The organism is Rhizobium sp. 22-785-1 (genome assembly GCF_053521965.1).
On sequence record NZ_JBNWDI010000009.1, the window covers coordinates 147,289 to 171,617 of the forward strand.

General features: G+C 59.8%; 23 protein-coding genes. 6 read left to right on the forward strand and 17 right to left on the reverse strand.

Annotation, left to right across the window (positions count from 1 at the left end):
- Nucleotides 1-89: 89 nt before the first annotated feature.
- Complete coding sequence (locus ACQZ5M_RS17945) at nt 90-593, forward strand: PAS domain-containing protein (protein WP_449080422.1); 504 nt, start codon at nt 90-92, stop codon at nt 591-593.
- Between the two features lie 39 nt (nt 594-632).
- On the opposite strand, the gene ACQZ5M_RS17950 is transcribed toward ACQZ5M_RS17945, so the two are convergent.
- Together ACQZ5M_RS17950 and ACQZ5M_RS17955 are read right to left on the reverse strand one after the other, a co-directional pair.
- Nucleotides 633-1,034, reverse strand: a complete 402-nt coding sequence (locus tag ACQZ5M_RS17950; protein WP_296078484.1) for a response regulator — start codon at nt 1,032-1,034, stop codon at nt 633-635.
- On the reverse strand, nt 1,001-2,392 hold the full coding sequence (locus tag ACQZ5M_RS17955; protein WP_449080423.1) for a histidine kinase dimerization/phosphoacceptor domain -containing protein: 1,392 nt from the start codon (nt 2,390-2,392) through the stop codon (nt 1,001-1,003). Before ACQZ5M_RS17955 ends, ACQZ5M_RS17950 begins: the two co-directional genes overlap by 34 nt.
- Nucleotides 2,393-2,777: 385 nt before the next feature.
- Here ACQZ5M_RS17955 and ACQZ5M_RS17960 point away from each other — a divergent pair, with 385 nt between their 5' ends.
- Entirely contained in the window at nt 2,778-3,623 is an 846-nt protein-coding gene (locus ACQZ5M_RS17960; RefSeq protein WP_296014407.1) for a diguanylate cyclase, read from the forward strand.
- A gap of 29 nt (nt 3,624-3,652) precedes the next feature.
- Here the strand turns inward: ACQZ5M_RS17960 and ACQZ5M_RS17965 are convergent, their stop codons facing one another.
- From ACQZ5M_RS17965 to ACQZ5M_RS17990, 6 genes are all read right to left on the reverse strand, one after another.
- Complete coding sequence (locus ACQZ5M_RS17965) at nt 3,653-4,309, reverse strand: 4'-phosphopantetheinyl transferase family protein (RefSeq protein WP_449080424.1); 657 nt, start codon at nt 4,307-4,309, stop codon at nt 3,653-3,655.
- Complete coding sequence (locus ACQZ5M_RS17970; RefSeq protein WP_296078478.1) at nt 4,306-8,322, reverse strand: Pls/PosA family non-ribosomal peptide synthetase; 4,017 nt, start codon at nt 8,320-8,322, stop codon at nt 4,306-4,308. Before ACQZ5M_RS17970 ends, ACQZ5M_RS17965 begins: the two co-directional genes overlap by 4 nt.
- Before the next feature lie 135 nt (nt 8,323-8,457).
- Nucleotides 8,458-8,664: a hypothetical protein gene (locus ACQZ5M_RS17975; RefSeq protein WP_296014411.1), complete on the reverse strand. Its 207-nt coding sequence runs from the start codon at nt 8,662-8,664 to the stop codon at nt 8,458-8,460.
- Nucleotides 8,661-9,356: a GNAT family N-acetyltransferase gene (locus ACQZ5M_RS17980; protein WP_296078476.1), complete on the reverse strand. Its 696-nt coding sequence runs from the start codon at nt 9,354-9,356 to the stop codon at nt 8,661-8,663. Before ACQZ5M_RS17980 ends, ACQZ5M_RS17975 begins: the two co-directional genes overlap by 4 nt.
- An 86-nt stretch (nt 9,357-9,442) precedes the next feature.
- Entirely contained in the window at nt 9,443-10,144 is a 702-nt protein-coding gene (locus ACQZ5M_RS17985; protein ID WP_296078474.1) for a tellurite resistance TerB family protein, read from the reverse strand.
- A gap of 105 nt (nt 10,145-10,249) precedes the next feature.
- Nucleotides 10,250-10,888: a 2-dehydro-3-deoxy-phosphogluconate aldolase gene (locus tag ACQZ5M_RS17990; protein WP_296014414.1), complete on the reverse strand. Its 639-nt coding sequence runs from the start codon at nt 10,886-10,888 to the stop codon at nt 10,250-10,252.
- Between the two features lie 154 nt (nt 10,889-11,042).
- Between ACQZ5M_RS17990 and ACQZ5M_RS17995 the strand changes: the two genes are divergently transcribed.
- Nucleotides 11,043-11,531, forward strand: a complete 489-nt coding sequence (locus ACQZ5M_RS17995; protein WP_296014416.1) for a CYTH domain-containing protein — start codon at nt 11,043-11,045, stop codon at nt 11,529-11,531.
- A complete protein-coding gene (locus ACQZ5M_RS18000) occupies nt 11,515-12,423 on the forward strand; it encodes a CHAD domain-containing protein (protein ID WP_296078468.1) in 909 nt (302 codons plus the stop codon). The genes ACQZ5M_RS17995 and ACQZ5M_RS18000 overlap by 17 nt, the downstream gene beginning before the upstream one ends.
- Before the next feature lie 81 nt (nt 12,424-12,504).
- Here the strand turns inward: ACQZ5M_RS18000 and ACQZ5M_RS18005 are convergent, their stop codons facing one another.
- Entirely contained in the window at nt 12,505-12,930 is a 426-nt protein-coding gene (locus tag ACQZ5M_RS18005; RefSeq protein WP_296078466.1) for a type II toxin-antitoxin system HicB family antitoxin, read from the reverse strand.
- Nucleotides 12,931-12,978: 48 nt separating this feature from the next.
- Nucleotides 12,979-13,173 (reverse strand): hypothetical protein, encoded by a 195-nt coding sequence (locus ACQZ5M_RS18010; protein WP_296078464.1) that lies wholly within the window; start codon nt 13,171-13,173, stop codon nt 12,979-12,981.
- Between the two features lie 230 nt (nt 13,174-13,403).
- On the opposite strand from ACQZ5M_RS18010, the gene trhO reads away from it, so the two are divergent.
- Nucleotides 13,404-14,390, forward strand: a complete 987-nt coding sequence (gene trhO, locus ACQZ5M_RS18015) for an oxygen-dependent tRNA uridine(34) hydroxylase TrhO (protein WP_296078462.1) — start codon at nt 13,404-13,406, stop codon at nt 14,388-14,390.
- Between the two features lie 75 nt (nt 14,391-14,465).
- Here trhO and ACQZ5M_RS18020 read toward each other — a convergent pair whose 3' ends face one another.
- The 6 genes from ACQZ5M_RS18020 to ACQZ5M_RS18045 all read right to left on the reverse strand — a co-directional run bounded on the left by ACQZ5M_RS18020 (nt 14,466) and on the right by ACQZ5M_RS18045 (nt 21,418).
- On the reverse strand, nt 14,466-16,700 hold the full coding sequence (locus tag ACQZ5M_RS18020) for a putative bifunctional diguanylate cyclase/phosphodiesterase (RefSeq protein WP_449080425.1): 2,235 nt from the start codon (nt 16,698-16,700) through the stop codon (nt 14,466-14,468).
- Between the two features lie 169 nt (nt 16,701-16,869).
- Nucleotides 16,870-17,646, reverse strand: coding sequence for a MetQ/NlpA family ABC transporter substrate-binding protein (locus ACQZ5M_RS18025; protein WP_111849309.1), 777 nt, complete (start codon nt 17,644-17,646; stop codon nt 16,870-16,872).
- Between the two features lie 60 nt (nt 17,647-17,706).
- Entirely contained in the window at nt 17,707-18,375 is a 669-nt protein-coding gene (locus ACQZ5M_RS18030) for a methionine ABC transporter permease (protein ID WP_111849307.1), read from the reverse strand.
- The gene (locus ACQZ5M_RS18035) at nt 18,365-19,408 is read right to left on the reverse strand and encodes a methionine ABC transporter ATP-binding protein (protein ID WP_449080467.1); all 1,044 of its coding nucleotides are present in this window, start codon (nt 19,406-19,408) and stop codon (nt 18,365-18,367) included. Before ACQZ5M_RS18035 ends, ACQZ5M_RS18030 begins: the two co-directional genes overlap by 11 nt.
- 337 nt (nt 19,409-19,745) lie before the next feature.
- Entirely contained in the window at nt 19,746-20,378 is a 633-nt protein-coding gene (locus ACQZ5M_RS18040; RefSeq protein WP_111849305.1) for an NAD(P)H-dependent oxidoreductase, read from the reverse strand.
- A gap of 203 nt (nt 20,379-20,581) precedes the next feature.
- The gene (locus ACQZ5M_RS18045; protein ID WP_296014484.1) at nt 20,582-21,418 is read right to left on the reverse strand and encodes an alpha/beta fold hydrolase; all 837 of its coding nucleotides are present in this window, start codon (nt 21,416-21,418) and stop codon (nt 20,582-20,584) included.
- 268 nt (nt 21,419-21,686) lie between these two features.
- Here ACQZ5M_RS18045 and ACQZ5M_RS18050 point away from each other — a divergent pair, with 268 nt between their 5' ends.
- Complete coding sequence (locus tag ACQZ5M_RS18050) at nt 21,687-22,703, forward strand: GlxA family transcriptional regulator (protein ID WP_449080426.1); 1,017 nt, start codon at nt 21,687-21,689, stop codon at nt 22,701-22,703.
- A 296-nt stretch (nt 22,704-22,999) separates the two neighbouring features.
- Here the strand turns inward: ACQZ5M_RS18050 and xylA are convergent, their stop codons facing one another.
- Nucleotides 23,000-24,310: a xylose isomerase gene (gene xylA, locus ACQZ5M_RS18055; protein ID WP_296014428.1), complete on the reverse strand. Its 1,311-nt coding sequence runs from the start codon at nt 24,308-24,310 to the stop codon at nt 23,000-23,002.
- Nucleotides 24,311-24,329 lie beyond the last annotated feature (19 nt).

The following is a 24,329-nucleotide window of genomic DNA, read 5'->3' on the forward strand; positions in this document are numbered from 1 at the left end:
ATGGGCAACTTCCAACGACCAGTCGGTGCAGGCCATTGGCGAAGCCGATCTCGTGGTTTAAATGGCCGATGGGGAATGGAAGGGGCGCCATGGGCTCGATGCAAAGAGACTTGATCAAGAACCTTTTGGAAGGCGGGGGATTTTATTCCTGGTCCTTGTCAACGAACCTTCTGACCGCCGATGGGGCTTTCGCGCAAATCTACGAGATCGATCAAGACGAACTGGCGAAGGGTATTCCGGTGGAAGCAATCCTCGAGAAGATTGTCGAGGAGGACCGGCCGCGTCTGGCCGAGCGTATCCATGATGTCATTCTGGGCGGCCCACCGCTCGTTTCGGCCTATCGGATCTATTGCGCAGGTGGAAAGGTGAAATCACTTCTGAGCATGGGATCCTGCGCAAAGGATGCCGACGGCGTGCCCTCGATCTATTCTGGCGTCGTGCTTGTTGAAAGGGAGGTCGATGCGAGTTTGGACGCCATGGGCCTCGAAACGCATATCGGCGCTGCGATCGAACTGGCGAAGGCGAAGAATTTCGAACTGACGGAACGCTACCTGTCGTCCGCCCTCAGATCGCTCTCGGTTGGCCTTTCATAAACGCTCCGGTGAACTCGTGGCCAACCACCAACGCTTTCGTCAGTTCAGAAGCTTCACGAGAGAAGACAACACCTCCCGCTCGGAGTAAGGCTTACCGACGAACCCTAACGGCCTGGACGCCTGCGCCTGCGCGCGGGTTCGCTCATCCAGGTTGGCGCTGACGAAGAGAGATGGCACGTCGAAACGGTCGCGCAGCACTGCGGCTGTCTCCACGCCGTTCGTTCCGCGCGCAAGATTGACATCCATGATGGCGACGTCGACGGCTCCATCGACCTTTTCGGCAAGCGCAATTGCCTGCACCATGTCGGATGCCTGCCCGACGACGGTGTGGCCGGCGTCGATCAGCATGTCCTCCAGGTCCAACGCCAGAAGCATCTCATCCTCGACGATCATCACACGCAGCGGCATCAACGTGCCCCCGCCGGGAATGTTATCGTCCACGGGCCACGGCCATCCGGGCGCGAGATCGTGCCGTCGATCTGGCTTGCCATGCTGGCGGTCAGGCGTTCTGACAGCTCACTGGATGATGCACTTTCATCGCCAGTGATGCTGAGCACGCACTCATCAGGCGAATTGCGTTTCAAGCTCACCTGAATCGGACCGCTGCTCGAACGGTCACGCGGCAAATCATGCACCAGTTCGCTGACAATCACCGAAACCGGGATCGCGCGCTCCGTGGGAAGGGCGATATCATCGACATCGACTTCGATCTCGGCTCCCCCGGCAAGGTTCATGTCTCTGCAAAGCTTGTCGAGATGCTCTGCCATGTTCACCGACAGCGAGTTCTGATCGCGGTAGAGACCTTCATGCACGGAGATGATCGCGCGCACGCGCGCGATCGCCCGATCGAAAGCTTGGGCAACCGCAGGCTCCTCCAGGCGGCGCGCCTGAAGGCGCAAGGTGCTGATAACCAGTTGCAGGCTGTTCTTGACGCGGTGGTTCACCTCGGCCAGCAGGAGATCCTTTTGAGCGACCAGTTCGCTCTTCTCTTCGAGCGCCGCAGACAGTGCCGCCTCGCGCTCGCGGTCTGCCGTCACGTCCATCAGGACGCCGATCATCCTCACCTTGCCCGTCGATGTTCTTAAGACTTCGCCGCGCGAGGAAACGTGCCGCACAGTGCCTGAATCGACAATGCGATAGTCGAAATTCGTTACGGTATGGTCGGGTGAGGCGATGGTCGAGGCGAGGGCCTCACGAACACGCACCAGATCCTCTGGATGCATCTTCGCAAAGAACGGGGCGGCCACCGGTCCACCCTCCCCCGGCTCGAAACCGAACATCACATCGACAGCGCCACTGCGGCGCCAGAGGTCTGTCTCCGGTTCGTATTCCCAGGACGCGAGGTCGGCGGCATGGAGGGCGACGCGCAGACGGGCATCGGCCTCGCGCGCCTTCAGAACGCTTTTCGTGACGTCCATCGGATTCTGGATGATGAATGCCGTCTTTCCGTCAGGCCCGGGGACGGGCGTGTGGACAGGTGTCCAGAACTTCTGCAAGAAACCACCACCCGGCTGCGGAATATCGTACTGAATGACCGCCATCTCATGCGGCTTTCCGGTTGCAAGCACATGGCGGAGAGACACTTCCAGCGGACCTTGCTCGACGGTTCCGGCGGCATCGGGATTTTCCGGAAACGCCTCGAGAATGGAGCGACCGACGATATCATCGAGCGTGCGGTCCGCCAGTGCCAGATAGGCATTACTGGCAGCAACGATAACGAGATCGGGATCGAGGATCAGATAGGGCTGCGGCATCCCTTGCACGATTGCGACGAGATCGGTGGATGTCAGACTGCGCAAGGGGAGTGGTTCTCCAGAATGGTTGTCGTAGTTCGATGACGATTATCTAAAGGGTTCCAGTCCTGAGACTTGACGAAATCCAACGCAATTAACACGCGGCATGCAAAAAGGTTTCATCAGAACGCATCCTGGATTTGAACTATTTGCTCTGCCTTGACGCCGTGTTTGTCGCAGGTCCCCTTTGCGGTCTCTATGATTGACGGCGTAGGCCTAAGACCGGTCCGTTCGCGATCGGGATGACATCCTTGAAGGATGCCATCGCGTTTATTACGTGAGCGCAAGCGCCTCGGCTGCAAGATGTCGCCCACCAGAATAGAGTGTAGGAATTTCGTCTTTCAGCTTCTAAATGAGGCCGGGAAAAAATAAGCGGCATGCGGAGGTGTCATTGAAGAAGATCAAATCGTCCCTCGTCGCGAAAACCTTCCTCGTCTGCTTCGTCAGCGTCCACGTGCCGCTGATAGCGCTTGTCGCCTATCTATCGATGGGGTTTGAGCTCGGGACTTTACCGGTCTTCCTTCTCGTCCTTGGGGCAACCCTGGTTGGGACGGCGCTTTGCCTGTTCGCCATCTGGCGGCTGATCCGACCCCTCAACCTGCTGGCAGACGCCATGAAGCGGTATCCGGAGGACAAGGGGATCTTGCGGCTTTATCCGAAGTCCCATGACGAAATCGGCACCGTGACAGACATCGCGCGTTCGACGCTCCTGCAAGTCGAGAGCTTGACCAGGCAGTTGACGCATCAGGCAACGACGGATTTTCTGACAGGGCTTGGAAACCGCCGGGCGCTGATGGAACAGATGCCGATCATTCGCGCCAAGGCCGCACGGCCGGAGGAAGCGGTGTCGCTCATCCTGTTCGATCTCGATCACTTCAAGCGCATCAACGATGAGTACGGCCACGATGCTGGCGACAGCGTTTTGATGGCAATCGGCGAAGCGGTGAAGGATCACCTGCGCCCGTACGATTATGCCGCACGCATGGGTGGCGAAGAGTTCTGCATCGTCCTGCCCGGCGCCGACCTCGCGGCCGCTGAGTCCGTGGCAGAACGCCTGCGCCTTGCCGTCGAAAGCCGCGTGGTCGAGCCACTACCCAAAGGCCGCATCACCTGCAGCTTCGGCGTTGCCCAGGCCCGCCCGAACGAGAGGCTGCAGGAACTGCTTTTGCGCGCCGACGCCGCGCTCTACACTGCAAAGGATCAGGGCAGAAACGTTGTGGTTCGGGCGCAGCCATAAGGAGCAACGCGCTGGGTGATACGCTCGATCTATGGCGCGTCTGAGCCAGCTAAACGCGCAACCGCCTGAACCGTCCCATTCTCCAAACGCACGTGCACCCGCGTTTCCCCTTGGTGGGAAACAACCCTCAAGCCGTCCTCCAACTCCACCGTCTCCATCTCGTCCGCATCGATGCGAGATGCGATACCGAGGCACTTGGCGTGGGCCTCCTTTGCCGTCCAGCGCGTAATGAGGGTTGTGTCCGTGACGCCCTGGAGGGCCAGTCGCTCGGTGCGCGTGAAGCTGTCCTCTGGTGGTGGCTCGGCGTCCAAGGGCTCAACATCGACACCGATGGGCAAGCGGCTGAGGCCGATCAGGCAATGGGGGAAGCGGCCAGCGAGGCTGATGTGCCAGCCTTCTGGCTGGAGAACCTGCGGCGCGCCGATCCCGGTTCTGCCGATGGTGATCTCATCCGGGTGCAGACCGGAGAACCGGGCCAGAAGCAGCTTGGCCAGGCGTCGGCGCAGAGCGCGCATGCCGGCCTCCGGCTTGGCCGCCAGATCCTGCAAATCGGCGGCAGAGAGCATCGCTCCTCCCGCCAGTCTTTCAGTCTCAGGCTCGTCGAGCCGCAGATACCAAACCACCGGCGCATCGCCGGTGGCTATCGTGAAATCATCCGAGCCGGAAAGCCAGACGATCTCGCTCATGCGCTGCGCACGGGTTGCGCTGGAGAGCCTTCCCAGGAGGTTCCAGTCGGCAGCGTCTCGCCCTTCATCACGACCGAGAGATCGCCGAGCTGGGCGTCATCGCCGATTTCGGCATCATAGAGCACGATGGCATAGGAGCCGATCACCGCACGATCGCCCACCGTCACGCTGCTGACCTTCATCACCCGGTCTTCGAACAGATGCGTTTGCAGACCGGAAAATTCGTTCAGCGCCACCTCGTCGCCAATATGCACCAGATCATGCTCGGTGATATCGGTCGTGTCGATGAAGCAGTCCCGGCCGATCTTCGAGCCGAGAAGTCGCAGATAGACGGAAAGCCACGGCGTTCCCCGCAAGGGTTGCAAGAGGTTCGGCACCGCCAGGTTTTCATACGTTGCGGTCACCAGCTCGGTGCGCCAGACGAAGGTGCTCCACAGCGGCTTGGTCGTCGGCTTGTATCGCCCCATCACCACCCATTTCAGCGCAACGACGGAGAAGCCGCAGGCGAGCGCGAAAGCGATGTAGAGAAAGGGAAAGACAATGGCGATCAGCAAATGGCTGTCGTCATAATCCTGAATGTCTCCGACAATGGAAAAGAGAATGCTGAAGAAGGCGAGGAACAGGGTCAGCGGCAAGATCACGCGGATCGCTTCGATGGCAAGGCGTGTCGCAACGAGCCGCGGACGAGGATTGAAACGCGATCCCTCATCGAACAGGCCGACGGCTTGGCGCACAGGCAGCGAAATCGGCGGAGAACCGAACCATGTGCCATCCGGCTGTTCGGCGCCTCCGTCCGCCGGTGGCTTGGAAAGCACGCCGATCAGCGTGCCGTCGGCAATCCTGGCGCCGGTTGGCAGCACGGCTGAGTTGCCGATGAAGGAGCGGCGGCCGATACGGGTATGCGCAAGCTCGATGATGCCCGGCTCGTGGCGCGCCGCGCCAAAGACCACGCCATCGGCGATGAAGCTTTCCGGCCCGATATCGACGAGATCCGGCACGATTTTCGCGGCAGTGGAAATCTCGGCACGTTTGCCGATCCTGACCCCGAGTGCGCGGTACCAGGGAAGCACGTAAAGCGTAGCATAAATCGGGTGCAGCAGCGCCAGCGCCATATCCGTCACCTGCTGGACGAACCAGAAGCGCAGGTAAAACCAGCTATGGATCGAGTAACGCCCTGGCCGCACCGGCCCGAGAATGAGACGCTTGGCTGCAACCGTCAAAACGCACATCAGGACGATATAGGTGAGTGCCAGGATCGGAGAGAGCAGCAGATAGGAGTACCCGTCGGTATTCCAGTCGATTTCGATCATCGCAATCAGGCCCGGCGCAATCGGCAGGATGGCGACGATGGGAAGAATGGCGGCGGCGATGAAAAGTCCGATGCCGACCAGCAGGCGGCGCACGAGCCCCGCCTCCTCATCGCGCTTGGCCACGCGCCCGGTCGCGATGCATTTGGCTGGAGAGCCGTTCCAGATTTCGCCAGCCGGGATCGACTGGTTCATCGGCAGCGACGACAGATCCTCAAGCGATGCCGCGTCACCCACCACGCTGTTGCGCCCGACAACCGCCATGGTGCCGATAGACGCGCTATTGCCGATGCGAGCGTACCCCAGACGTAGCAGGCCGCGCTCCACCGAGCTCGTGGCCAGCATCGCATAATCGCTGAGAATGGCGTCGTCGCCAATGCTCACGAGATCGGCCGTATCGATCGCGACGGTGCCGATAAAGGCACGGCGGCCGATCTTGGCACCGAGCAGCCGGTAATAGAGCCGGATCATAGGCGTGCCGCTGAGATAGGGTGTCGCGATCGTGTCGGAAAGACGCCGCACGAACCACCAGCGCAGGTAATAGCTTCCCCAGAGCGGATAATCGCCCGCCCTGTAGCGACCGATGATCAGCCATTTGCTGAGGATGGCAAACACCATGCCGAGCGGCGGAATGAAGATGAAGCTGAGACCGCTCATCAAAAGCGCCGAGACGCGGCCCAGATCCTCGACCAGATAGGTGTAGGCGAGATAAGGGAAAAACCACTGCAATCCCGCCACCGCATAGATCGGCACCAGCGCAAGCGTCTGGAGCACAAAGCAGAGCCGCTTCTGGAACGTGCTGACCCGGTGGAAGGGTTCCAGCACAGCGCTGTCGGCCATCACCCGGTCGCGCAGCCGCTCCGCAAGCCGCCGGATTGTAGGCGCGGCATAAAGATCCTGAATGGAGACGCCGGCAAGGCCCGGCGATTTGCGCAGCGCGGAAGCAAGTCTTGCAGCTTTCAGCGAATGTCCGCCGAGATCTTCAAACAGATCGTCCTCGACCGACACCTTCTGCGGCGCGAAAGCGTCCGACCAGATGGCATGCAGCTGAATTTCCAGCGGCGTTTCCGGCGCAACAGTTTCGCGGTCCGACGTGGCGACCACCAGCGGACGCTGAAGCGCCTTGCGATCCACCTTGCCGGAAGCGGGAAGTGTCGGCAGCGCCTCCAGCACCTGATAGGCGGCGGGCCGCATATAGTTCGGCAAGCGGTCATTGACGCGCTTGCGAGCCGCGTCGATGTCGATCGCCCCACTGCCGCGCGCCACCAGGAAGGCGGCCAGCAACTCCGACCCGTCATCATCGCGGAAGAGATGCACGACAGCCTGCGCCACGGCGCTATCCTCGGCAATTACCGCCTCGATTTCCGCCAGCTCGACGCGGAAACCACGGATTTTCACCTGCGTGTCGATGCGGCCCATGAATTCGATATCGCCGACGGAATCGAGCCGCACCAGATCGCCGGAACGGTAGATCCGGGCAGGCTTGCCATCCGGCCCGTTGAACGGCGTCATGACAAATTTGTCTGCGGTCAGGTCGGGGCGGTTCACATAGCCGGAGCTCACTCCCGGCCCGCCGATCACGAGCTCGCCCTCAGTGCCGGCATTCACCGGCCAGAGCTTGTCGTCGACGATCCAGGCCGTATAGCCGGGCAACGGGCGCCCGATGGTAACACGGCGGCCGGGCTGAACCTCGGTCCAGGTTGCCGTCACCGTTGTCTCGGTCGGGCCATAGGTGTTGAGGATGCGAAGGCCAGGACGCGCCCAGCGGTTGACGAGATCGGGCGGGCAGGCTTCCCCGCCGAGATTGACGATGCGCAGCGTCGGAAGCTGCGCCTCGACGAGCGTGAACAGCGACGGCACGACGTGCCAGACGGTGACGCCTTCCTCTGCAAGCGTGATTGCCACATCCGGGCCTGCCTTGTGGAGCGCCTCGGTGGCGACGAGCAGTTCCGCACCGGCCGAAAAGGCGCTCCACATCGTTTCGATCGACATGTCGAACGCGACGCTGAAGCCGCCGAAAACCTTGTCCGTATCTTCGACGGCAAGGATCGCGCCCTCGGAGCGCAGAAAATGGCAGGCGCTGCGGTGCGAGATCATCACGCCTTTGGGGCGACCGGTCGTCCCCGATGTGTAGATGATATAGGCAAGGTCTTCCGGAGAGGCGCCGGTCTCCTCGCGTGTGATCACCATGGCGTCCTGCGCCGCAAGATCGCCCAGCGTTTCGTTGACCACCAGGGTTTGCACCCGCATGGCGCTAGCGCGCTCGGCGTCCGTCACGATCAAGGTCGCACCGCTATCCTCGGCAATGAAGTCGATACGGTCCTGGGGGTAGGTCCAGTCCACCGGCACATAGCAGGCACCGGCCCACAATGTGCCGAGGATGGCCATATATTGGTCGAGGCCGCGCGGCAGACAGATGACGACGCGGTCGCCGCGCTTCACACCCATGGCTTGAAGCTGGCGGGCAAAGCGCGTGGCGCGTTCGGACAGCTGCGCATAGGTCAGTTCCTTGCGGCGGCTGTTTTCCGGATCGTTGCCCAGCAGCCTGACGGCGCATTTGGACGAATATCGTTTGGCGGTCTGCTCGAAAATCTCGTGCAGCATCTCGTCGCGGGCGTAAGGCTCATCTTCTCGAATGGGGAGCGACGGGGCAATCGGCGCATAGACAGTCAGTTCCAACGGCCTGGCGGCCACATTCTGATCCATAAAATCACCAAAGGATATAAGGCGGCATCTGAAATGCCGCCGCTATATATCATTTGGAATTGCGCCGAAAGAAGGTGCAAAAAAGAAGCTGAGAGCAGATTTTTTAGGCAATGACGGCGCGGTCGCGCCAGTCGCTCAGCCCCGGCGCTGGTGTCGCGCCCGAAGCCAGAATACCAGGAAGAAGGCGAGCACCGCGGCGATATCGAAGGCCGCTGCCACCCAGACCGAATAGGTGTTTGCCAGCCACAAGGTGATCTTGGGCATGATGTAGAACAGAAATCCAAAGCCAAGAATGATGGCGAGGGCGGCGATGGCCGCAGACTTCGTATCGTTCCCGCTCATAGGACAACCCCGGCAGCAAACGTTGCGCGAATATCCTCGAGCTTGCGCTTTTGCGTTCCGTCCTCGTTGAAGTTGTCGGGCGAAAGCCATGCCTCGAAGGCCTCACGGATCACCGGCCATTCGCTGTCGATCATCGAGAACCATGCCGTATCGCGGTTCTTGCCCTTTGAGATCATGTGCTGGCGGAAGACGCCCTCGAAGGTGAAGCCATAGCGTTTGGCCGTGATCTTGGATGGCTCGTTTTCATTGTGGCACTTCCACTCGTAGCGGCGATAGCCGAGATCGTCGAAAACATGCCGCGCCATCAGGTAATGGGCTTCGGTGGCAAGCGGCGAGCGCTTCATCTTCGGTCCGTGCGCCACCGAGCCCACTTCGACCACGCCATTCTTCGGATCGGGGCGCATATAGGTCGCCATGCCGACGACCTCCTTCGTGGCGTTCTCGATGAAAACCAGCGTCACCCATTGGAAGCTCGTCGCCATCCCCTCGATCCAGTCGCTGAAGGCAGCCGCATCGGCAAAGGGCTCATTCGGAAAATACTTGATCAGCTCATTGGTGCCGAGCCCGCCAAGCGCATCCCACAGCGCCTGCTGGTGCGCTGCCCGATCAAAGGGGACGGCTGTCACGAACCGGCCTTCAAGCGTCACCGGCTGCGGTGCTGGACATCCTTTGAACTGGCCGAGATCGCGCATGTTTCCTCCTGAGCGGTTCTACCCAGAGGAATAGGTCAGCTGTCCATCAAAGACAACCGACCTCTGATATGGAATATTTTGATCGATCAGACCTTGGCGGCGGAGACGGTCGCTTCGATATGCTCCACTAGCGCATCCGGCAGGCCGAGACGACCGGCGAGAAGATCTAGATAGCCGCGCTCTGCCCGGCTGTCAGGCTCGATGGTGAGACGCGAGGCGGTATAGATTTCCACCTTCTGCTCTTCAGTCCTTGCCGCAGCCACCAGCGCATCGATATCCAGGGGATTGGCCAGTTCCATCTCGATAAAGGCTTCCGCCTCATTGTCGAGACCGGAGATCTTGACCTTCTCCATGATATTGGCCCGCTCGCTCGCGTCGATATGACCGTCGGCCTTGGCGGCGGCAATCATCGCCTGAACCAGCGTCAACGCAAAGCTGTTGGACAGAGCGGGCGATTGTGGGTGAAAGGGCGAATCGACCGGCGGCGGCAAAAGCTCCTGCGTGGGCTGCGGCTGGGTCACGGCCTGCGGCGACTTGCCGGACTGGTAGTTGCGGTAAGCGAGATAACCAAGACCGGCAATGGCGGCAAGGCCCCCGACGGCTGCAGCATTACCCGCAAGCTTGCGCCCCGTCTTGGTGCCGAGAATGGCGGCAGCAAGCGCACCGGCCTTCATCGGATTGTTCTTCGCAATCTCTGCGGCTTGGCCTGCCCGGTCCCGCACGCTTCCGGACAGTCCAGGCACCTGCGAACCCAAAAACTGGTCGAGAAGCTTCTTCGCGTCGAACATCAAAATCTCCTGTTTGCGTCAATGTCGAAACAGGAGATAGGAAGTGTACGGCCCAATGCAATTGGCGCCAGTCATCACGCCGTCGTGAACGGCATAGGTTAAGGATCAGCCGCGAAGCGCTGCCGCTTCGGCTGCAAGCTTGGTGATGCCTGCCCAGTCACCTGCCGCAATCAGTTCCTTCGGCGCAACCCAGGAGCCGCCGACACAGACGACGTTCGGCAATGACAGATAGTCCTTGGCGTTCTTCAGCGAGACGCTGCCGGTTGGGCAGAACACGGTACCAGCGAGCGGAGAGGAAAGCGCCTTCAAGTAAGGCGCGCCACCGGCCTGCTCGGCGGGGAAGAATTTCAGCACCTTGTAGCCCGCGTCGCGCAGCACCATGACTTCGCTGGCGGTGGCAGCACCGGGAAGCAACGGCACGTCTGAGCCCTCTGCCGCGTCCAGCACGCTCTTGTTGACGCCGGGGCTGACGATGAAGGTCGAGCCCGCCTTGGCCGCAGCATCGAAATCCTTGGCGTTCAAAATGGTGCCAGCGCCCACATGCGCGCCTTCCACTTCGTTTGCAACGGCGCGGATGGCATCGAGTGCGACGGGGGTGCGCATGGTAATCTCGATCGCCTTCAGGCCACCTTCGACAAGCGCGCGGGCCAGCGGCACGGCAGACGCCACGTCTTCCACGATTAGTACCGGCACCACGGGTTGAAGTTTCAGGATGGAAAGAAGTTTCTCGGAGTCCTGGGCCATGGCGATATCTCCCGCGATTGAACCGATTGAAATTGGGCTTTCAAATAACCTGCCGATTCTCCCCTGTCGAGGCCGAGGCAACGATTTCTCATTTATTGCTTTTTCATGACAACCACTTGGTCTACCGTCCCGGCAAAACAGCACAGGGTGTTGAATGGCAAAAGAAATCGAACGCAAGTTTCTGGTCCGCAGCGATGAGTGGCGGCACAAAACGACGTCTCGGAAATCCTTCCAGCAAGCCTATGTCGCCTCCATGGAAGACCGCTCGGTGCGCGTCAGGATCATGGACGACACCGACGCCCGCCTCACCATCAAGATCGGCACCAGTGCGCTTGTGCGCGACGAATACGAATACCCCATCACCGTCGAAGACGCCCGCGAACTGATCACCGCAGCGCTCGGCATCGTCATCGAAAAGACCCGCTACACGGTCGATCACGAAGGCTTCGTCTGGGAAGTCGATGTCTTTGACGGCATCTATCACGGCCTCGTGGTTGCAGAAGTCGAGATGAAACAGGAAACCGACCGCCCTGCCCTTCCCGCATGGCTCGGCCCGGAAGTGACCGGCGACCGGCGCTATTCGAACCAGCACATGGCCATGGAAGATTTAAGCTTGGAGCTGCGCCATGTCCTTCAGGATTGATCCGACACGCTCCTTCGTCGAGGAGATCAAACGCACCGGACTTGAACTCATCGACGACGCCATCGCCCTGTTGAAGGATCAGCCGGATGGAACGGACCGTGCGGTGCATGATGCGCGAAAGAGGTTCAAGCGCATCCGGGCGCTCTATCGCTTCCTGGAAAAGGAGGCGACGGATTTCCGCAAAACGGAAAACGCCCGCTTCCGCGATATCGCCCGCTCCCTGTCAGCCGCGCGAGACGCAGCGGCACTGGTGGAAACCATCACCTATCTGCAAGATTTCGCTCGCTCCGATGCCGAGCGCGATGCACTGGCCGCCGCCCATGAGGTGCTGAGCAAGCGTCGCGATGCCACGACCGGTGAAGACGGCGATCTGCCAAAGCGGATCGAAGCCGCAATCCAATCCTGCAAAGAAGGCAGGGATGCGCTCTCGGCCCTGTCGCTCTCCCACAGCGAAAAAACCGCGCTGAAGATGATCCGCAAGACCTGGCGCAAGCAACGTCGAAAGGCGCTGGACGCTCTTGGCCTCTGTCACGGACAGGCCCATGACGAGTATTTTCACGACCTGCGCAAAAGCGGCCAGGTCTACTGGATGCATCTGGCGCTGTTACAAAAGCTCTGGCCTTCGGCCATGCGCGCCAAGAGGGCGGAGGCTAAGCAACTGGTAAAGCTGCTCGGCCACGAACACGATCTCTCGGTGCTCGCCGCCTTCGCCGACCGAGAACCGGACAGCTTCGCAGGTGGCGAAACGCTCGCTTTGCTGCTTGACGCCATCATCGACCGGCAGCAGGCACTGCGCGAAGAGAGCCTGAAACTCGCCGATCACGTATTTGCCGAAAGTGCAGGCCGCGAGGCGGAGATCGTTGCGCTTTTGTGGAAGCATGCGGCGCGATAGGGCGGCGGATGCTTCCAGGCCTGAACCCAGCACTCGCAAATGCTTTCGACCTTCGCTACCGAAGATGGCGATCCGGTTGATTTATGCCGCACGCTGAACGGAAACGGTCACTTCCATACCCAGCACGTGCAAGGCCTCTTGAAGCAGACCGATCTTGGTGGCGTGATCGGGATCGAGAATTCTGCGTGCTTCCTTCTCTTCCCTGCCGATGCGGCGCGCCAACTCGCTTTTGGATATACCCGACGACTTGAATGCCTGGATCACGCCCAGCTTGAGCGCAACATCCGCTTCGACAGACACCGGCGTTCCTTGCTTTACCGCCGGCTCAGGAAGGTTGCCACCGTCCTGAAGGATGCCACGAAGGGCAAGACCCAGCGCTTCCCGCGCATTGGTCAGCGCTTCCTCTCTCGTCTCACCCGCGGTGATGGCTTCCGGCACATCTGCGAAGGTCACAACGAAACCGCCATCCGGATCGTCTTCGATAGTCGCTATGTATTTGAACAACATGCGTTCCTCAACTTCCTTCGTGCGCAGTCCGACTGACGGGGCGCTGCATCAATCGATGCCAAGCTGCTTTCTCACCAGTCGCACATAAGTGGGCGTGAGTTCACCGGACTTGATGGTTGTCATCTTGCCATTGAGCTTTACCCGATAGTGCGAACCTTTTCCCTTGTCTTCGAAAATCTCCAAGTGGAGTTGCCTGTCTTTGGCGATCTTGCGAAGCTCTCGAAGAAACTGCTCGCGCTTCATTTTTGCTCCCTGTGTGGATTTCGATTTTCGGACATTTTTGTCCGAGATTCAATCGAAATCGTACAGAAGGTACGAATTTTTCGGCCACATCAATGGAGCAAAGAGATTGGATACTTGCCAGAGTCCGACCCATGGCTTTCTTGACCAGCTCTGTGAACTTGCGCGGACCCCAAGCAAATCGGGCGCAATCAGGATTGCAACAACGCCCGGATGGCTGTATTTCAGCGCCCATGACCGACAACACGACATCCTTCCGCCCGGACGCTACCGCCGAGGCGACGTCCTCCAGTTCCCCCCTCTCCGGTGCCGCTGGCGATTTCCTCGTGGCAGCGCTGTACCACTTCGCCCGCTTCCCGCGGTTTGAGAGCGTGCGCGATCCGCTCTTCAAGCTCTGCCAGGAACAGGGTGTGAAGGGCACGCTGCTTCTGGCGGCGGAAGGCATCAACGGCACGATTGCCGGCACGGATGCAGGTGTGAAGACCGTGCTTGCCTATCTTCGCGCCCAGCCGGAATTTGCGAGCCTGGAGCACAAGGAAAGCCGCGCGTCGAAAATGCCTTTCGTGCGCATGAAGGTGAAGCTGAAGAAGGAAATCGTCACCATGGGTGTGCCGGATATCGATCCCAACCGGATCGTCGGGACCTATGTCGATCCGAAAGACTGGAACGCGCTGATCTCCGACCCCGACACCATCGTCATCGATACGCGCAATGATTACGAAACGGCGATTGGCCTCTTCAAGGGCGCGGTCGATCCGCAGACCAAGACGTTTCGCGAGTTTCCCGATTGGGTGAAGAACAATCCCGGCCTGCACAACAAGCCGAAGATCGCCATGTATTGCACCGGCGGCATTCGCTGCGAAAAGGCCACGGCCTTCATGAAGGAACAGGGTTTTGAAGATGTCTTCCACCTCAAAGGCGGCATTCTGAAATATCTGGAAGAGGTGCCGGAAGAAGAAAGCCTGTGGGAAGGCGCCTGCTTCGTCTTCGATGAGCGTGTCTCCGTCGTCCACGGCCTTGCCGAAGGCGACCATCAGCTTTGCCATGCCTGCCGCAACCCGATCACCGAAGAGGTGCGCCTGTCGCCGCTCTTCGAAGAAGGCGTGTCCTGCCCGAGCTGCTACCACGACCGCACCGAAGAAGACCGCCAACGCTTCCGCGACCGCCAGAAGCAGATCGATATCGCCAAGAAGCGTGGCGAAAAGCATCTGGGACGATAGTCACCAACCAGCTTGAAGCTCGGTGAGCGCGAAACTGTTTAGCGATCTTGCCACAACGGCATAAGAAGACACGCTTTAGGACGCCTTTAGTTGCTCCAGCGGCGCATTCTGCTGTGCGAGCAATTGGTGAATGCCTGCGGCATAGAGCGGCTTGGAGAAGAGATAGCCCTGAAGCTCGTCACAGCCGCAGATCTGCAGAATCACGGCCTGGTCTTCGGTTTCGATACCTTCTGCCGTCACCGGAATGCCGAGTGAGCGGGCGAGCGCCACGGTGGCGGTGAGCATTTCCAAGGATCGCCCGCCTTCGTCGAGCGCCTCGACCAGCGACTTGTCGATCTTCATGCGGTCGAAGCCGAAGCGGCGTAGATAGCCGGTGCTGGCAAAGCCCGAGCCGAAATCGTCAAGCGCGATGCTGACCCCGATCTGCTGCAGCTTTTCGATAGCCGCCTGCGCACGCTCCGGGTGGTGGATGAAATAGCCTTCGGTCATTTCCAGCATCACCCGCTCGGGAGCAATGCCCGTTTCTTCCAGCAGCTGCACCACGTGTCCGGCAAAGGCGGGATTGCGGAACTGGACGGGGGAGATGTTGACGGCGATCTTCAGGTCCGGCCATGCGGCCGCTTCTTTGAGCGCCGTGCGCATGACCTGTATGCCGAGCTTGTCGATCAGCCCACTCGATTCCGCAGCGGCAATGAACAGATCCGGGGAGACCGGGCCGTAGCCTGGGCGATCCCAGCGGGCGAGTGCCTCCACCCCGACGATGCGGCGGGTCAGCGTGTTGACCACAGGTTGGAAGGCGACGCGGATTTCGTGATTGTCGATGCCGTATTTCAGGTCAGCTTCCAGCTGCTTGCGCTCTTCGCGGCGCGCGTCGAGATCGGCCTGGTAGGCAAAGTAGCGTCCGCCGCCACCTTCCTTCGCCTCATACATGGCCATATCTGCCCGCCGCAGCAGTTCTTCGCCATTGATATCGCCACCCTTGGAGACGGACATGCCGATGCTGCAGCCGATTGCGGCGACGCGATCGCCCAGCATGAAGGGTTCGGAAACGAGTTCCAGAAGCGCTTCGCAGAACATGCGTCCCTCGATGCGGGCGTTGGGACCTTGAAAGGCAATCGCAAACTCATCACCGCCAAGGCGCGCCAGCAGAGCGTCGCGGGGGGCAAGAACCCTGAGTGCTGCGGCAAAGGCCTTGATAAGGAGGTCGCCCACCTCGTGGCCGAAGGAATCGTTCACATCCTTGAAGCCATCAAGGTCGAGATAGATGAGCTTCACATAGGAGCCGTCCGCACTCGCCATCTCGGTCATGCGCTTCAGACCGTCAAATAGGCCGGGGCGATTATGGAGCCCGCTCAAGCGATCGACCAGAAGCTCTTCGCGCATGACCGCTTCCTCCCGTCTGAGCCTGCGGATGACGGCAAGGCCAAAAACGAAGAGCACCAGGAAGAAGACGCCGACAATGGCAAAGGCAGTCAACACCCGCGGGCGCACCTCATTGAGGCTGACATCGCCGGGCATGATCGATGTCCAGGTGAGCTTGCCGAGGATTTCGCCGTGCGCATCGACGATATCGACGTAATAGGGCGTGGCCGCAAGGCCAGTATTGAGCGACAGCCCGTTGACCAGATAGGTCTGGCCGAGCTTACCAACCTTCTCATTTGTCAGATGGCGAACGAAAACCAGATAGCGCTTGCCGAGCGCGGGATCGAGCTCACCGGATTTCTTGCGCACCAGCGCCACACCGGCGGCGGCAATGCCATCACGCGTGCGGATGAAGCCAGCCATTTCGGGCTTGGTTCCGGGTCCAGCATTGCGGATCCGGTTGATCATTTCAGAAATGCTGGCACCGAAATAGGAGCCGACGCTCCAGGGTGCAGGCGCGCCATTCTGATAGGCCAGCAGCACGCCGTCCCGATCGTCCAGAACGACCGCGGTATCGAATAGCTCGCTATTGACGGTCATGTTGCCGTAATTGCTGATGATCCAGTCAGCGCCATCGGCCGCATACACAAAACGGGCGGCATCGTCCCAGGCAGCGTAATCATTCAGCGTCGCACCGAGCTGCTGCACAAACGTGGACAGCGCACCGCGTGCCGTCTGGAGAGACCGTTCCTCGTCGAGCCGGTTGGCCATCTGTGTGACATTGGTGAGCGCCGATAGAACGAGCGCTGTGATCAGGATGACGATCAGCGCAAAGGCGAAAAGAACACCTGCAACCGCAGATCTCCTGCCGATCATCCTCATGCTGCCCTGCCCCACACTAAACGTACTTGCACACTCTCTTAAAAGGCCATGGTGCGGGCGAAACATTCAAAAGAGATTAAGGGCGCGCGCAGAAACTTGGTACAAAACGTACAATTCTGCCACCTGCGCAAGAAAAAGCCCCTTCGGCGGTTGCGGAAGGGGCGATTTTCTACACGTCATCGCAAGGGCGGCCATGCCATCAGCAATCGACTGATCGCGACCTTAGGACAGCCTGTTACCAGGACGGGATGACGGTGCCGTTATACTTCTCAAGAATGAAGCTCTTCACTTCCGGGCTGTGGTAGGATTCGACCAGCGTCTTGACCCAAGGCTTGTCCTTGTCTTCCGCGCGCACGGCAATCACATTCGCATAGGGAGACTTTTCGCTTTCGATGGCGATCGAATCCTTCTTCGGGTTCAGACCGGCAGCCGTTGCGTAGTTGGTGTTGATCACCGATGCATCGGTATCATCCAGCGAGCGCGGCAGCTGTGCGGCATCCAGTTCGACGATCTGGATGTTCTTCGGGTTCTCGGTAATGTCGGCTGGCGTGACCTTGAGGCCAACAGCTTCATTCACCTTGATCAACCCCTTGGACGCCAGCACCAGAAGTGCGCGGCCGCCATTGGTCGGGTCGTTGGGAATGCCGACGGTCGCGCCATCCTTCAGCTCGTCGAGGCTCTTCACCTTCTTGGAGTAGACGCCCATCGGCGTGGTGATGGTGGTGCCGACGCTGACGAGATCGAACTTGCGATCAGCGATCTGATTGTCGAGGTAAGGCTGGTGCTGGAAGGAGTTGGCCTGCAGCTCGCCATCGGCCAGCGCCTGGTTCGGCACGACGTAGTCGGAGAATTCGAGGATGTCGATGTCGAGACCCTTGGCCGCGGCAACCTTCTTCACCTGCTCCATGATCTGCGCATGTTCGGCAGGCGTGACGCCGATCTTGATGGTTTCCGCCAGCGCGCTGCCGGCAAACAGTGCTGCGAGAGAAGCAGCGATGATAAGCTTTTTCATGAGGTGTCTCCTTTAGTTTGTTATCTCTTGAGCGTGGGGCGAACCCCCGCATGTTGAATGTCAATTCTTGCGGTTGCGTTTGTCGAAGCTGCGGGCGAGCGCGTCACCGGCGCTCTGCACCAGCTGCACCAGCACGATGAGAACGACGACCACCGCCAGCATCACATCCGGCATGAAGCGCTGGTAGCCGTAGCGAATGCCGAGGTCCCCAAGCCCGCCGCCGCCGACCGCACCGACCATCGCCGAGTAACCGATGAGGCTGACGAGTGTCAGCGTCAGCGCCAGCGTGATGCCGGGCTTGGCTTCGGCCAGAAGCACCTTGGTGACGATCTGGAGCGGTGTGGCTCCCATGGCACGCGCTGCCTCGATCAGCCCCTTGTCCACCTCGCGGATGGCCGCTTCCACCAGTCGTGCTATGAAGGGCACGGTGGCCACTGTCAGCGGCACGATGGCGGCATTGGTACCGATCGAGGTTCCGGCGACCAGTCGGGTGAAGGGAATGATCGCCACCACCAGAATGATGAAGGGTGTGGAGCGCGCCGCATTGACGATGAAGCCGATGATGCGGTTTGCCATCGGCGCTTCGAACAGTTCGCCCTTGCCGCTGGTGGCAAGGAAGATGCCGATGGGCAAACCAAGCAGCGAACCGACGATGCCGGACACCGCCACCATATGCAGCGTCTGGATCAGGCCCTTGAGGAGAATGTTGAACAGCATATCAGGCGACATAGCCAAGCACCTCCGTCGTCAGACCCGTTTCGTCGTAGACGCGTTTGGCCCGCGCCAGCACATCCGGCCTTGCGGGATAAGAGACGACCAGCGAGCCGAAGGGCGCACCGGCGATCTCTTCGATGGTTCCGGCCAGAATATTCACATCCGGGCCGATCTCGTTGACGAGACGGGCGGTAAGCGGCTGGAAGGCCGTATCGCCGAAGAAAACGAGGCGCACCAGAATGCGGTCACTGAGGCCCCCCGGTTCGCTCTTCAGGCCGGAGGTCACCCAATGCGGCAGCTTGACGCCGACGGCGGACGACAACAGGCTGCGGGTCGTTTCATGGCGCGGGTTCGTGAAGATATCGAAGGTGGAGCCCTGCTCGACGATCAGGCCCTTGTCGATGACGGCAACCTGCGAGGCAATGGTCTTCACCACTTCCATCTCATGGGTGATGAGCAGCACGGTCAGTCCGAGTTCGGCATTGATGCGCTTCAACAGTTCCAGGATCGATTGTGTCGTCTCAGGGTCGAGCGCGGACGTCGCCTCGTCGGAGAGCAGCAGCTTCGGCTCGGTGGCAAGCGCACGCGCTATGCCCACACGCTGCTTCTGCCCGCCGGAAAGCTCCGCCGGATAGCGCTTTGCCTTGTCACCCAGCCCGACCAGATCGAGCAGCGGCCCGACCTTGCGCTTGATGTCCTCCTTCGAGACGCCGGAAATTTCCAGCGGCAGCGCGACATTGTCATAAGCGGTACGCGACGACAGCAGGTTGAAATGCTGGAAGATCATGCCGACGGAACGGCGAAGGGTGCGCAAGCCGCTCTCGTCCAGCGCGCCGACATCGACGCCATCCACCACCACCTTGCCCGACGTCGGGCGTTCCAGCCCGTTGACGAGGCGGATCATGGTGGATTTGCCGGCACCCGAACGGCCGATAATGCCGGATATGCCACCGCGCGGAACGATGAAATCGACGCCCGCCAGCGCCGTAAAGGCAGGCTGGCTGCCGCTGCCACCAAAGGTCTTGGTGACGGCATCGAAGACCACCATCGGGTCGGCTGTCGATGTCGGGACCGAGCGCTCTGCGCTCTTTGAAATTTCGGAATTCATGCCATTGCTCTTGAGGAGTTGCGTCTTTTCATTGCGGCAAACGGCCCATCGGGCCACAACCGGTCATGCCGCCATCTGGCACATTCGACAATGAAAGACATCTGAGAGCATGGTCGACTTTCCAAGGGTGATGGCTTTCCGCCGAAGTCCGTGGAGGACATAGCGTGTAAGCCATTTGTGTATCGCATACATGCCCGTATGCGATACCATTTTATAGGCAGGATATTTCAATTATCCGCGAATGGCGGAAAAATCTGCCCGAAAAGCCGAAATCCGGTCACTCTACCTTCGAGACGAACTGATCCAGCGGACGGCGGATCTTCTTCAGATTGACCAGCCAGTCGCCCTCTTCCTGACGATAGCCGAGCGGCAGGATCGTCACCGAGCGCAGACCCTTTTCGCGAAGACCGAGGATCTCGTCCAGCTTGGCGGGATCGAAGCCTTCCATCGGCGTTGCATCCACACCTTCGAAGGCAGCCTGTGCGACGGCCATGCCGAAGCCGATATAGGCCTGACGAGCGGCGTGCTCGAAATTAACCTCGGGGTCGCGTTTCGGATAGCTGTCGAGAAGGGACTGACGGTACTTCTCCCAGCCTTCGTTCTTGAAGCCGCGCTCTTCGTTCGTCAGATCGAACATGTGGTTGATGCGCTCTGGCGTGTAATTGTCCCAGGCGGCGAAGACCAAGAGATGCGAACCATCGGTGATCTGCGCCTGGTTCCAGGCGATCTCCTGGATTTTGGCGCGAACGTCCGGATTGGTGACGACGATGATTTCGAAGGGCTGCAGGCCGCTGGACGTCGGAGCCAGACGCGCCGCCTCGATGATGCGGTCCACCTTGTCCTCGGACACAGCCTTGGCAGGGTCCATCTTCTTCGTGGCATAACGCCAGTTCAATTTATCGATCAGCATAAAAACTCCTTGGCGGGCCAGCCATGCGCGTCACTGCGCGGTCTGAAGCCCCTTTTGAAACGCCAACACAGATAGGTTTTGTTGCGGCGCACACAAGAAGGCACAGAAATGTAACTATCGGAAATCTTTCTGTGGCAGACAGCCCATGAGTGAAAAAGCCGCTGGCCGAGCGTTTGCGCCCGGCCAGCGGCTTTTGAGCTTGTTTACTTCTTGGCGAATGCCAGAAGATCGGCATTCAAGACATCGGCGTTCACCGTCAGCATGCCATGCGAGAAGCCAGGATAGGTCTTCAATTCACCGTTCTTCAGAAGCTTGATCGACTTGTGGGCCGAATCCGCAATCGGAACGATCTGGTCGTCTTCACCATGCAGAACCAGCGTCGGGACGCTGATGTTTTTCAAGTCTTCCGTCTGATCGGTTTCGGAGAAAGCCTTGATGCCATCGTAATGGGCCTTCGAGCCACCCATCATGCCTTGACGCCACCAGTTCTGGATCACGCCTTCATGCACCTCGGCACCGTCGCGGTTGAAGCCGTAGAAGGGACCAGCCGGAACATCGCGGAAGAACTGCGCGCGGTTGGCGGCAAGCGCGGAACGGAAACCATCGAAGACCTCCATCGGCAGACCTTCCGGGTTGGCGGCGGTCTTGACCATGATCGGCGGAACTGCGGAAACCAGAACCGCCTTGGCAACGCGCCCTGCCGGTTCGCCATGCTTGGCAACGTAACGGGCAACTTCGCCGCCGCCGGTGGAATGGCCGATATGGATGGCGTTCTTCAGGTCCAGCGCTTCGACGACGGCAAAGGCGTCGGCTGCATAGTGGTCCATATCGTGACCCTCGGACACCTGCTCGGAGCGGCCATGCCCGCGACGGTCATGCGCCACGACGCGGTAACCCTTGGAGAGGAAGAAAAGCATCTGCGCGTCCCAGTCGTCGGAAGACAGCGGCCAGCCGTGGTGGAAAACGATCGGCTGCGCGTCCTTCGGACCCCAGTCCTTGTAGAAGATCTGCACGCCGTCTTTGGTGGTAACATAACCCATGGTGATATCTCCTTGTGCTGTATTGGTTGCTGCATAAGCGGGTGAAAAAGCGAATGGCGAGAGTGCGGCACCTGCAAGGACCGCGCTTCCGATCAAGACCGAACGTCTTGACACAGAAAGGCGGTGGGCATCGGTGGTCGTCTTCAAGTCCGTCATCACACTCTCCTGTCAGTGCCTGTCTTGTTGCTGTTGACTTGAACAACCTAGCGCCATGCTCTACACAAAACACGTGGCGCAAATGACTTTATAAAAGGCAAAAGTGACAAGAATGCAAAAACTGGAAATGGGTGATGAGACGGAGGCGCCGAAGACCGTCGATACGAATATCAGCACAATCGAAATTGCGCTACTCATCTATCCCGACTGTCAGTTGGCCGCGATCTACGGACTGACCGATCTCTTCAGCATCGCCTCCAGTTGGGCCATGAGGCTGGAAGGCCGCGCCGGTGAAGGTAGCATCCGTATCAGCCACTGGAAGATGGACGATGAGACGGTCGCTTGCATCTGGGACTCCCATCCGGGCGAACCCCATGCGCTGCGCTACGTCATCGCACCGCCCAGCATCGTCATGCCGGAGAAGATGCAGAGCATGACGCCTGCCTCGCAGTGGCTGTCAGAGCAACACGCGCAGGGTGTCACGGTCTGCTCGATCTGCGCGGGCGCTTTCGTGCTGGCCGAAACCGGCCTCATCAACGGACGGCGCGCCACCACCCACTGGGCCTTTGCCGATACGCTGTCGGAGCGCTTCCCGGGGATCGATGTGGCGCCTGACAACATGATCATCGATGATGGCGACGTGATCACCGCGGGCGGGATTCTCGCCTGGGCCGATCTTGGACTGCTGCTGGTCGAAAAGCTTCTCGGCCAGACGGTGATGCTGGAGACGGCCCGCTTCCTGATCGTCGATCCGCCGCGTGCCAGCCAAGCCCGCTACAAGGCCTTCCTGCCGCGCTTCGATCATGGCGACCGCGAGGTGCTGCAAATCCAGCACCAGTTCCACGCCACGCCGGAACTGCAAAAGAGCGTCAGCGAACTGGCCGACAGCGTCAACCTCTCCGAGCGTACCCTGCAACGCCGCTTCTTCCGCGCCACAAAACTGAAGCTGACAGAGTATCATCAGAATGTCCGCATCATGAAGGCGCGGCAGTTGCTCGAAACCACCAACGGCTCGATTGAATCCATCGCCTGGTCCGTCGGCTATACCGACCCCGCCGCCTTCCGCAAGATTTTCGGGCGGCTGACCGGGACGACGCCGAATGTCTATCGGGGGGATGTGCGGGTGTAACAGGGTGGACAGCTTTTTGCGTGAAGAGATTGGTTCGGCGCACGCCTGAGCTTAGTTATAGGGCGGCAAGCCCACCCCAATCTCCGTCATCCTCGGGCTTGACCCGAGGATCCATGTTTTCAAGGGGTTATGGATCCTCGGGTCAAGCCCGAGGATGACGGAGGAGAGGTTAGTGCGCAATAACTGAGCCCTTTGGAAGACAGCCACAGGCACTAAACATTCTCCTAAGCACTTCACCCCGAACGCAAGTCCGGGGTGAAACAGTCGCAACAGCCGGCTCTCACCGGCACAACGCCTCAGACGTAGCGATTGACCACGTTTTCGAGATATTCCTGGCGGCCGGACTTCGGCTGCGGGTTGATATTCTCCCGCTCCACCTTGGCCGCAATCTCTTCCAGCTTCATTTCGCCGCGCAGCATCTTCTGCGCTTCCGGCTGGTCCCACTTGGCGTAGCGTTCTGCGAGCGGCTTCGAAAGCGCGCCGTCTTCCACCATCTTTGCCGCAGCCTTCAGGCCACGAGCGCAGCAATCCATGCCGCCGATGTGGCCGATCAGCAGGTCTTCCGGGTCGAGCGACTGGCGACGCAGCTTGGAATCGAAGTTCGTGCCACCGGTGGTAAAGCCGCCCGCCTGCAGAACCTGGTAATAGGCCAGCGCCATTTCAGGCACATTGTTGGGGAACTGGTCGGTATCCCAGCCGGACTGGTAGTCGTTGCGGTTCATGTCGATCGAGCCGAAGATGCCGAGCGTGTTGGCAAGCGCCAGCTCATGCTCGAAGGTATGGCCAGCCAGGATCGCATGGCCCTGCTCGATGTTCATCTTCACTTCGTTTTCGAGGCCGTACTTCTTCAGGAAGCCATAGACGGTTGCGACGTCGTAATCATACTGGTGCTTGGTCGGCTCCTGCGGCTTCGGCTCGACAAGGATCGTGCCCTTGAAGCCAATCTTGTACTTGTACTCCACCACCATATGCAGCATGCGCGCCATCTGGTCGAATTCTCTGGAGAGATCGGTGTTGAGCAGCGTCTCGTAACCTTCGCGACCACCCCACAGAACATAGTTCTCGCCGCCGAGCTTCATCGTGGCGTCCATGCAGGTCTTGATGGTGGCTGCCGAATAGGCAAACACATCCGGATCCGGATTGGTGGAAGCGCCCGACATGAAGCGACGGTTGGAGAAGAGGTTCGCCGTGCCCCACAGCAGCTTGACGCCGGTCTCTTCCTGCTTCTTCTGCAGGTAATCGACGATCTCGTTGAGGTTCTTGGTGCTCTCGGCAAATGTCTGGCCTTCAGGACGCGCATCCGCATCGTGGAAGCAGTAGTATGGCGCGCCGAGCAGGCTGAACATTTCAAACGCCACATCGGCCTTCAGCTTGGCCTTCTGCATGTCATCGCCAAACCACGGACGATCGAAGGTACGACCGCCGAAGGGATCGCTACCCTCCCAGGCAAAGGAATGCCAGTAGGCGACAGCAAAGCGCAGATGGTCTTCCATGCGCTTGCCGAGAACGACTTCATCCGGGTTATAGTGGCGGAAGGCCAGCGGATTGGTGCTGTCCGGGCCTTCATATTTGACCTTGGCGATATTGCCGAAAAATCCAGTGCTCATGATTTCTTCTCCCTTGATG

Bases quoted from the DNA above. Each gene is read 5' to 3' on its own strand.
- ACQZ5M_RS17970 (WP_296078478.1), bottom strand. From the start codon at position 8,322: ATGGATCAGAATGTGGCCGCCAGGCCGTTGGAACTGACTGTCTATGCG.
- ACQZ5M_RS18040 (WP_111849305.1), bottom strand. From the start codon at position 20,378: ATGCTGATCGATAAATTGAACTGGCGTTATGCCACGAAGAAGATGGAC.
- ACQZ5M_RS17965 (WP_449080424.1), bottom strand. From the start codon at position 4,309: ATGAGCGAGATCGTCTGGCTTTCCGGCTCGGATGATTTCACGATAGCC.
- ACQZ5M_RS18050 (WP_449080426.1), top strand. From the start codon at position 21,687: ATGCAAAAACTGGAAATGGGTGATGAGACGGAGGCGCCGAAGACCGTC.
- ACQZ5M_RS18010 (WP_296078464.1), bottom strand. From the start codon at position 13,173: ATGAAGCGCGAGCAGTTTCTTCGAGAGCTTCGCAAGATCGCCAAAGAC.
- ACQZ5M_RS17945 (WP_449080422.1), top strand. From the start codon at position 90: ATGGGCTCGATGCAAAGAGACTTGATCAAGAACCTTTTGGAAGGCGGG.
- ACQZ5M_RS18035 (WP_449080467.1), bottom strand. From the start codon at position 19,408: ATGGTGGTCTTCGATGCCGTCACCAAGACCTTTGGTGGCAGCGGCAGC.
- ACQZ5M_RS17990 (WP_296014414.1), bottom strand. From the start codon at position 10,888: ATGGCCCAGGACTCCGAGAAACTTCTTTCCATCCTGAAACTTCAACCC.
- ACQZ5M_RS18045 (WP_296014484.1), bottom strand. From the start codon at position 21,418: ATGGGTTATGTTACCACCAAAGACGGCGTGCAGATCTTCTACAAGGAC.
- ACQZ5M_RS17980 (WP_296078476.1), bottom strand. From the start codon at position 9,356: ATGCGCGATCTCGGCCAGTTCAAAGGATGTCCAGCACCGCAGCCGGTG.
- ACQZ5M_RS17985 (WP_296078474.1), bottom strand. From the start codon at position 10,144: ATGTTCGACGCGAAGAAGCTTCTCGACCAGTTTTTGGGTTCGCAGGTG.
- ACQZ5M_RS18025 (WP_111849309.1), bottom strand. From the start codon at position 17,646: ATGAAAAAGCTTATCATCGCTGCTTCTCTCGCAGCACTGTTTGCCGGC.
- xylA (WP_296014428.1), bottom strand. From the start codon at position 24,310: ATGAGCACTGGATTTTTCGGCAATATCGCCAAGGTCAAATATGAAGGC.
- ACQZ5M_RS18020 (WP_449080425.1), bottom strand. From the start codon at position 16,700: ATGTTTCGCCCGCACCATGGCCTTTTAAGAGAGTGTGCAAGTACGTTT.
- ACQZ5M_RS18000 (WP_296078468.1), top strand. From the start codon at position 11,515: ATGTCCTTCAGGATTGATCCGACACGCTCCTTCGTCGAGGAGATCAAA.
- ACQZ5M_RS17975 (WP_296014411.1), bottom strand. From the start codon at position 8,664: ATGAGCGGGAACGATACGAAGTCTGCGGCCATCGCCGCCCTCGCCATC.
- trhO (WP_296078462.1), top strand. From the start codon at position 13,404: ATGACCGACAACACGACATCCTTCCGCCCGGACGCTACCGCCGAGGCG.
- ACQZ5M_RS18030 (WP_111849307.1), bottom strand. From the start codon at position 18,375: ATGTCGCCTGATATGCTGTTCAACATTCTCCTCAAGGGCCTGATCCAG.
- ACQZ5M_RS18005 (WP_296078466.1), bottom strand. From the start codon at position 12,930: ATGTTGTTCAAATACATAGCGACTATCGAAGACGATCCGGATGGCGGT.
- ACQZ5M_RS17995 (WP_296014416.1), top strand. From the start codon at position 11,043: ATGGCAAAAGAAATCGAACGCAAGTTTCTGGTCCGCAGCGATGAGTGG.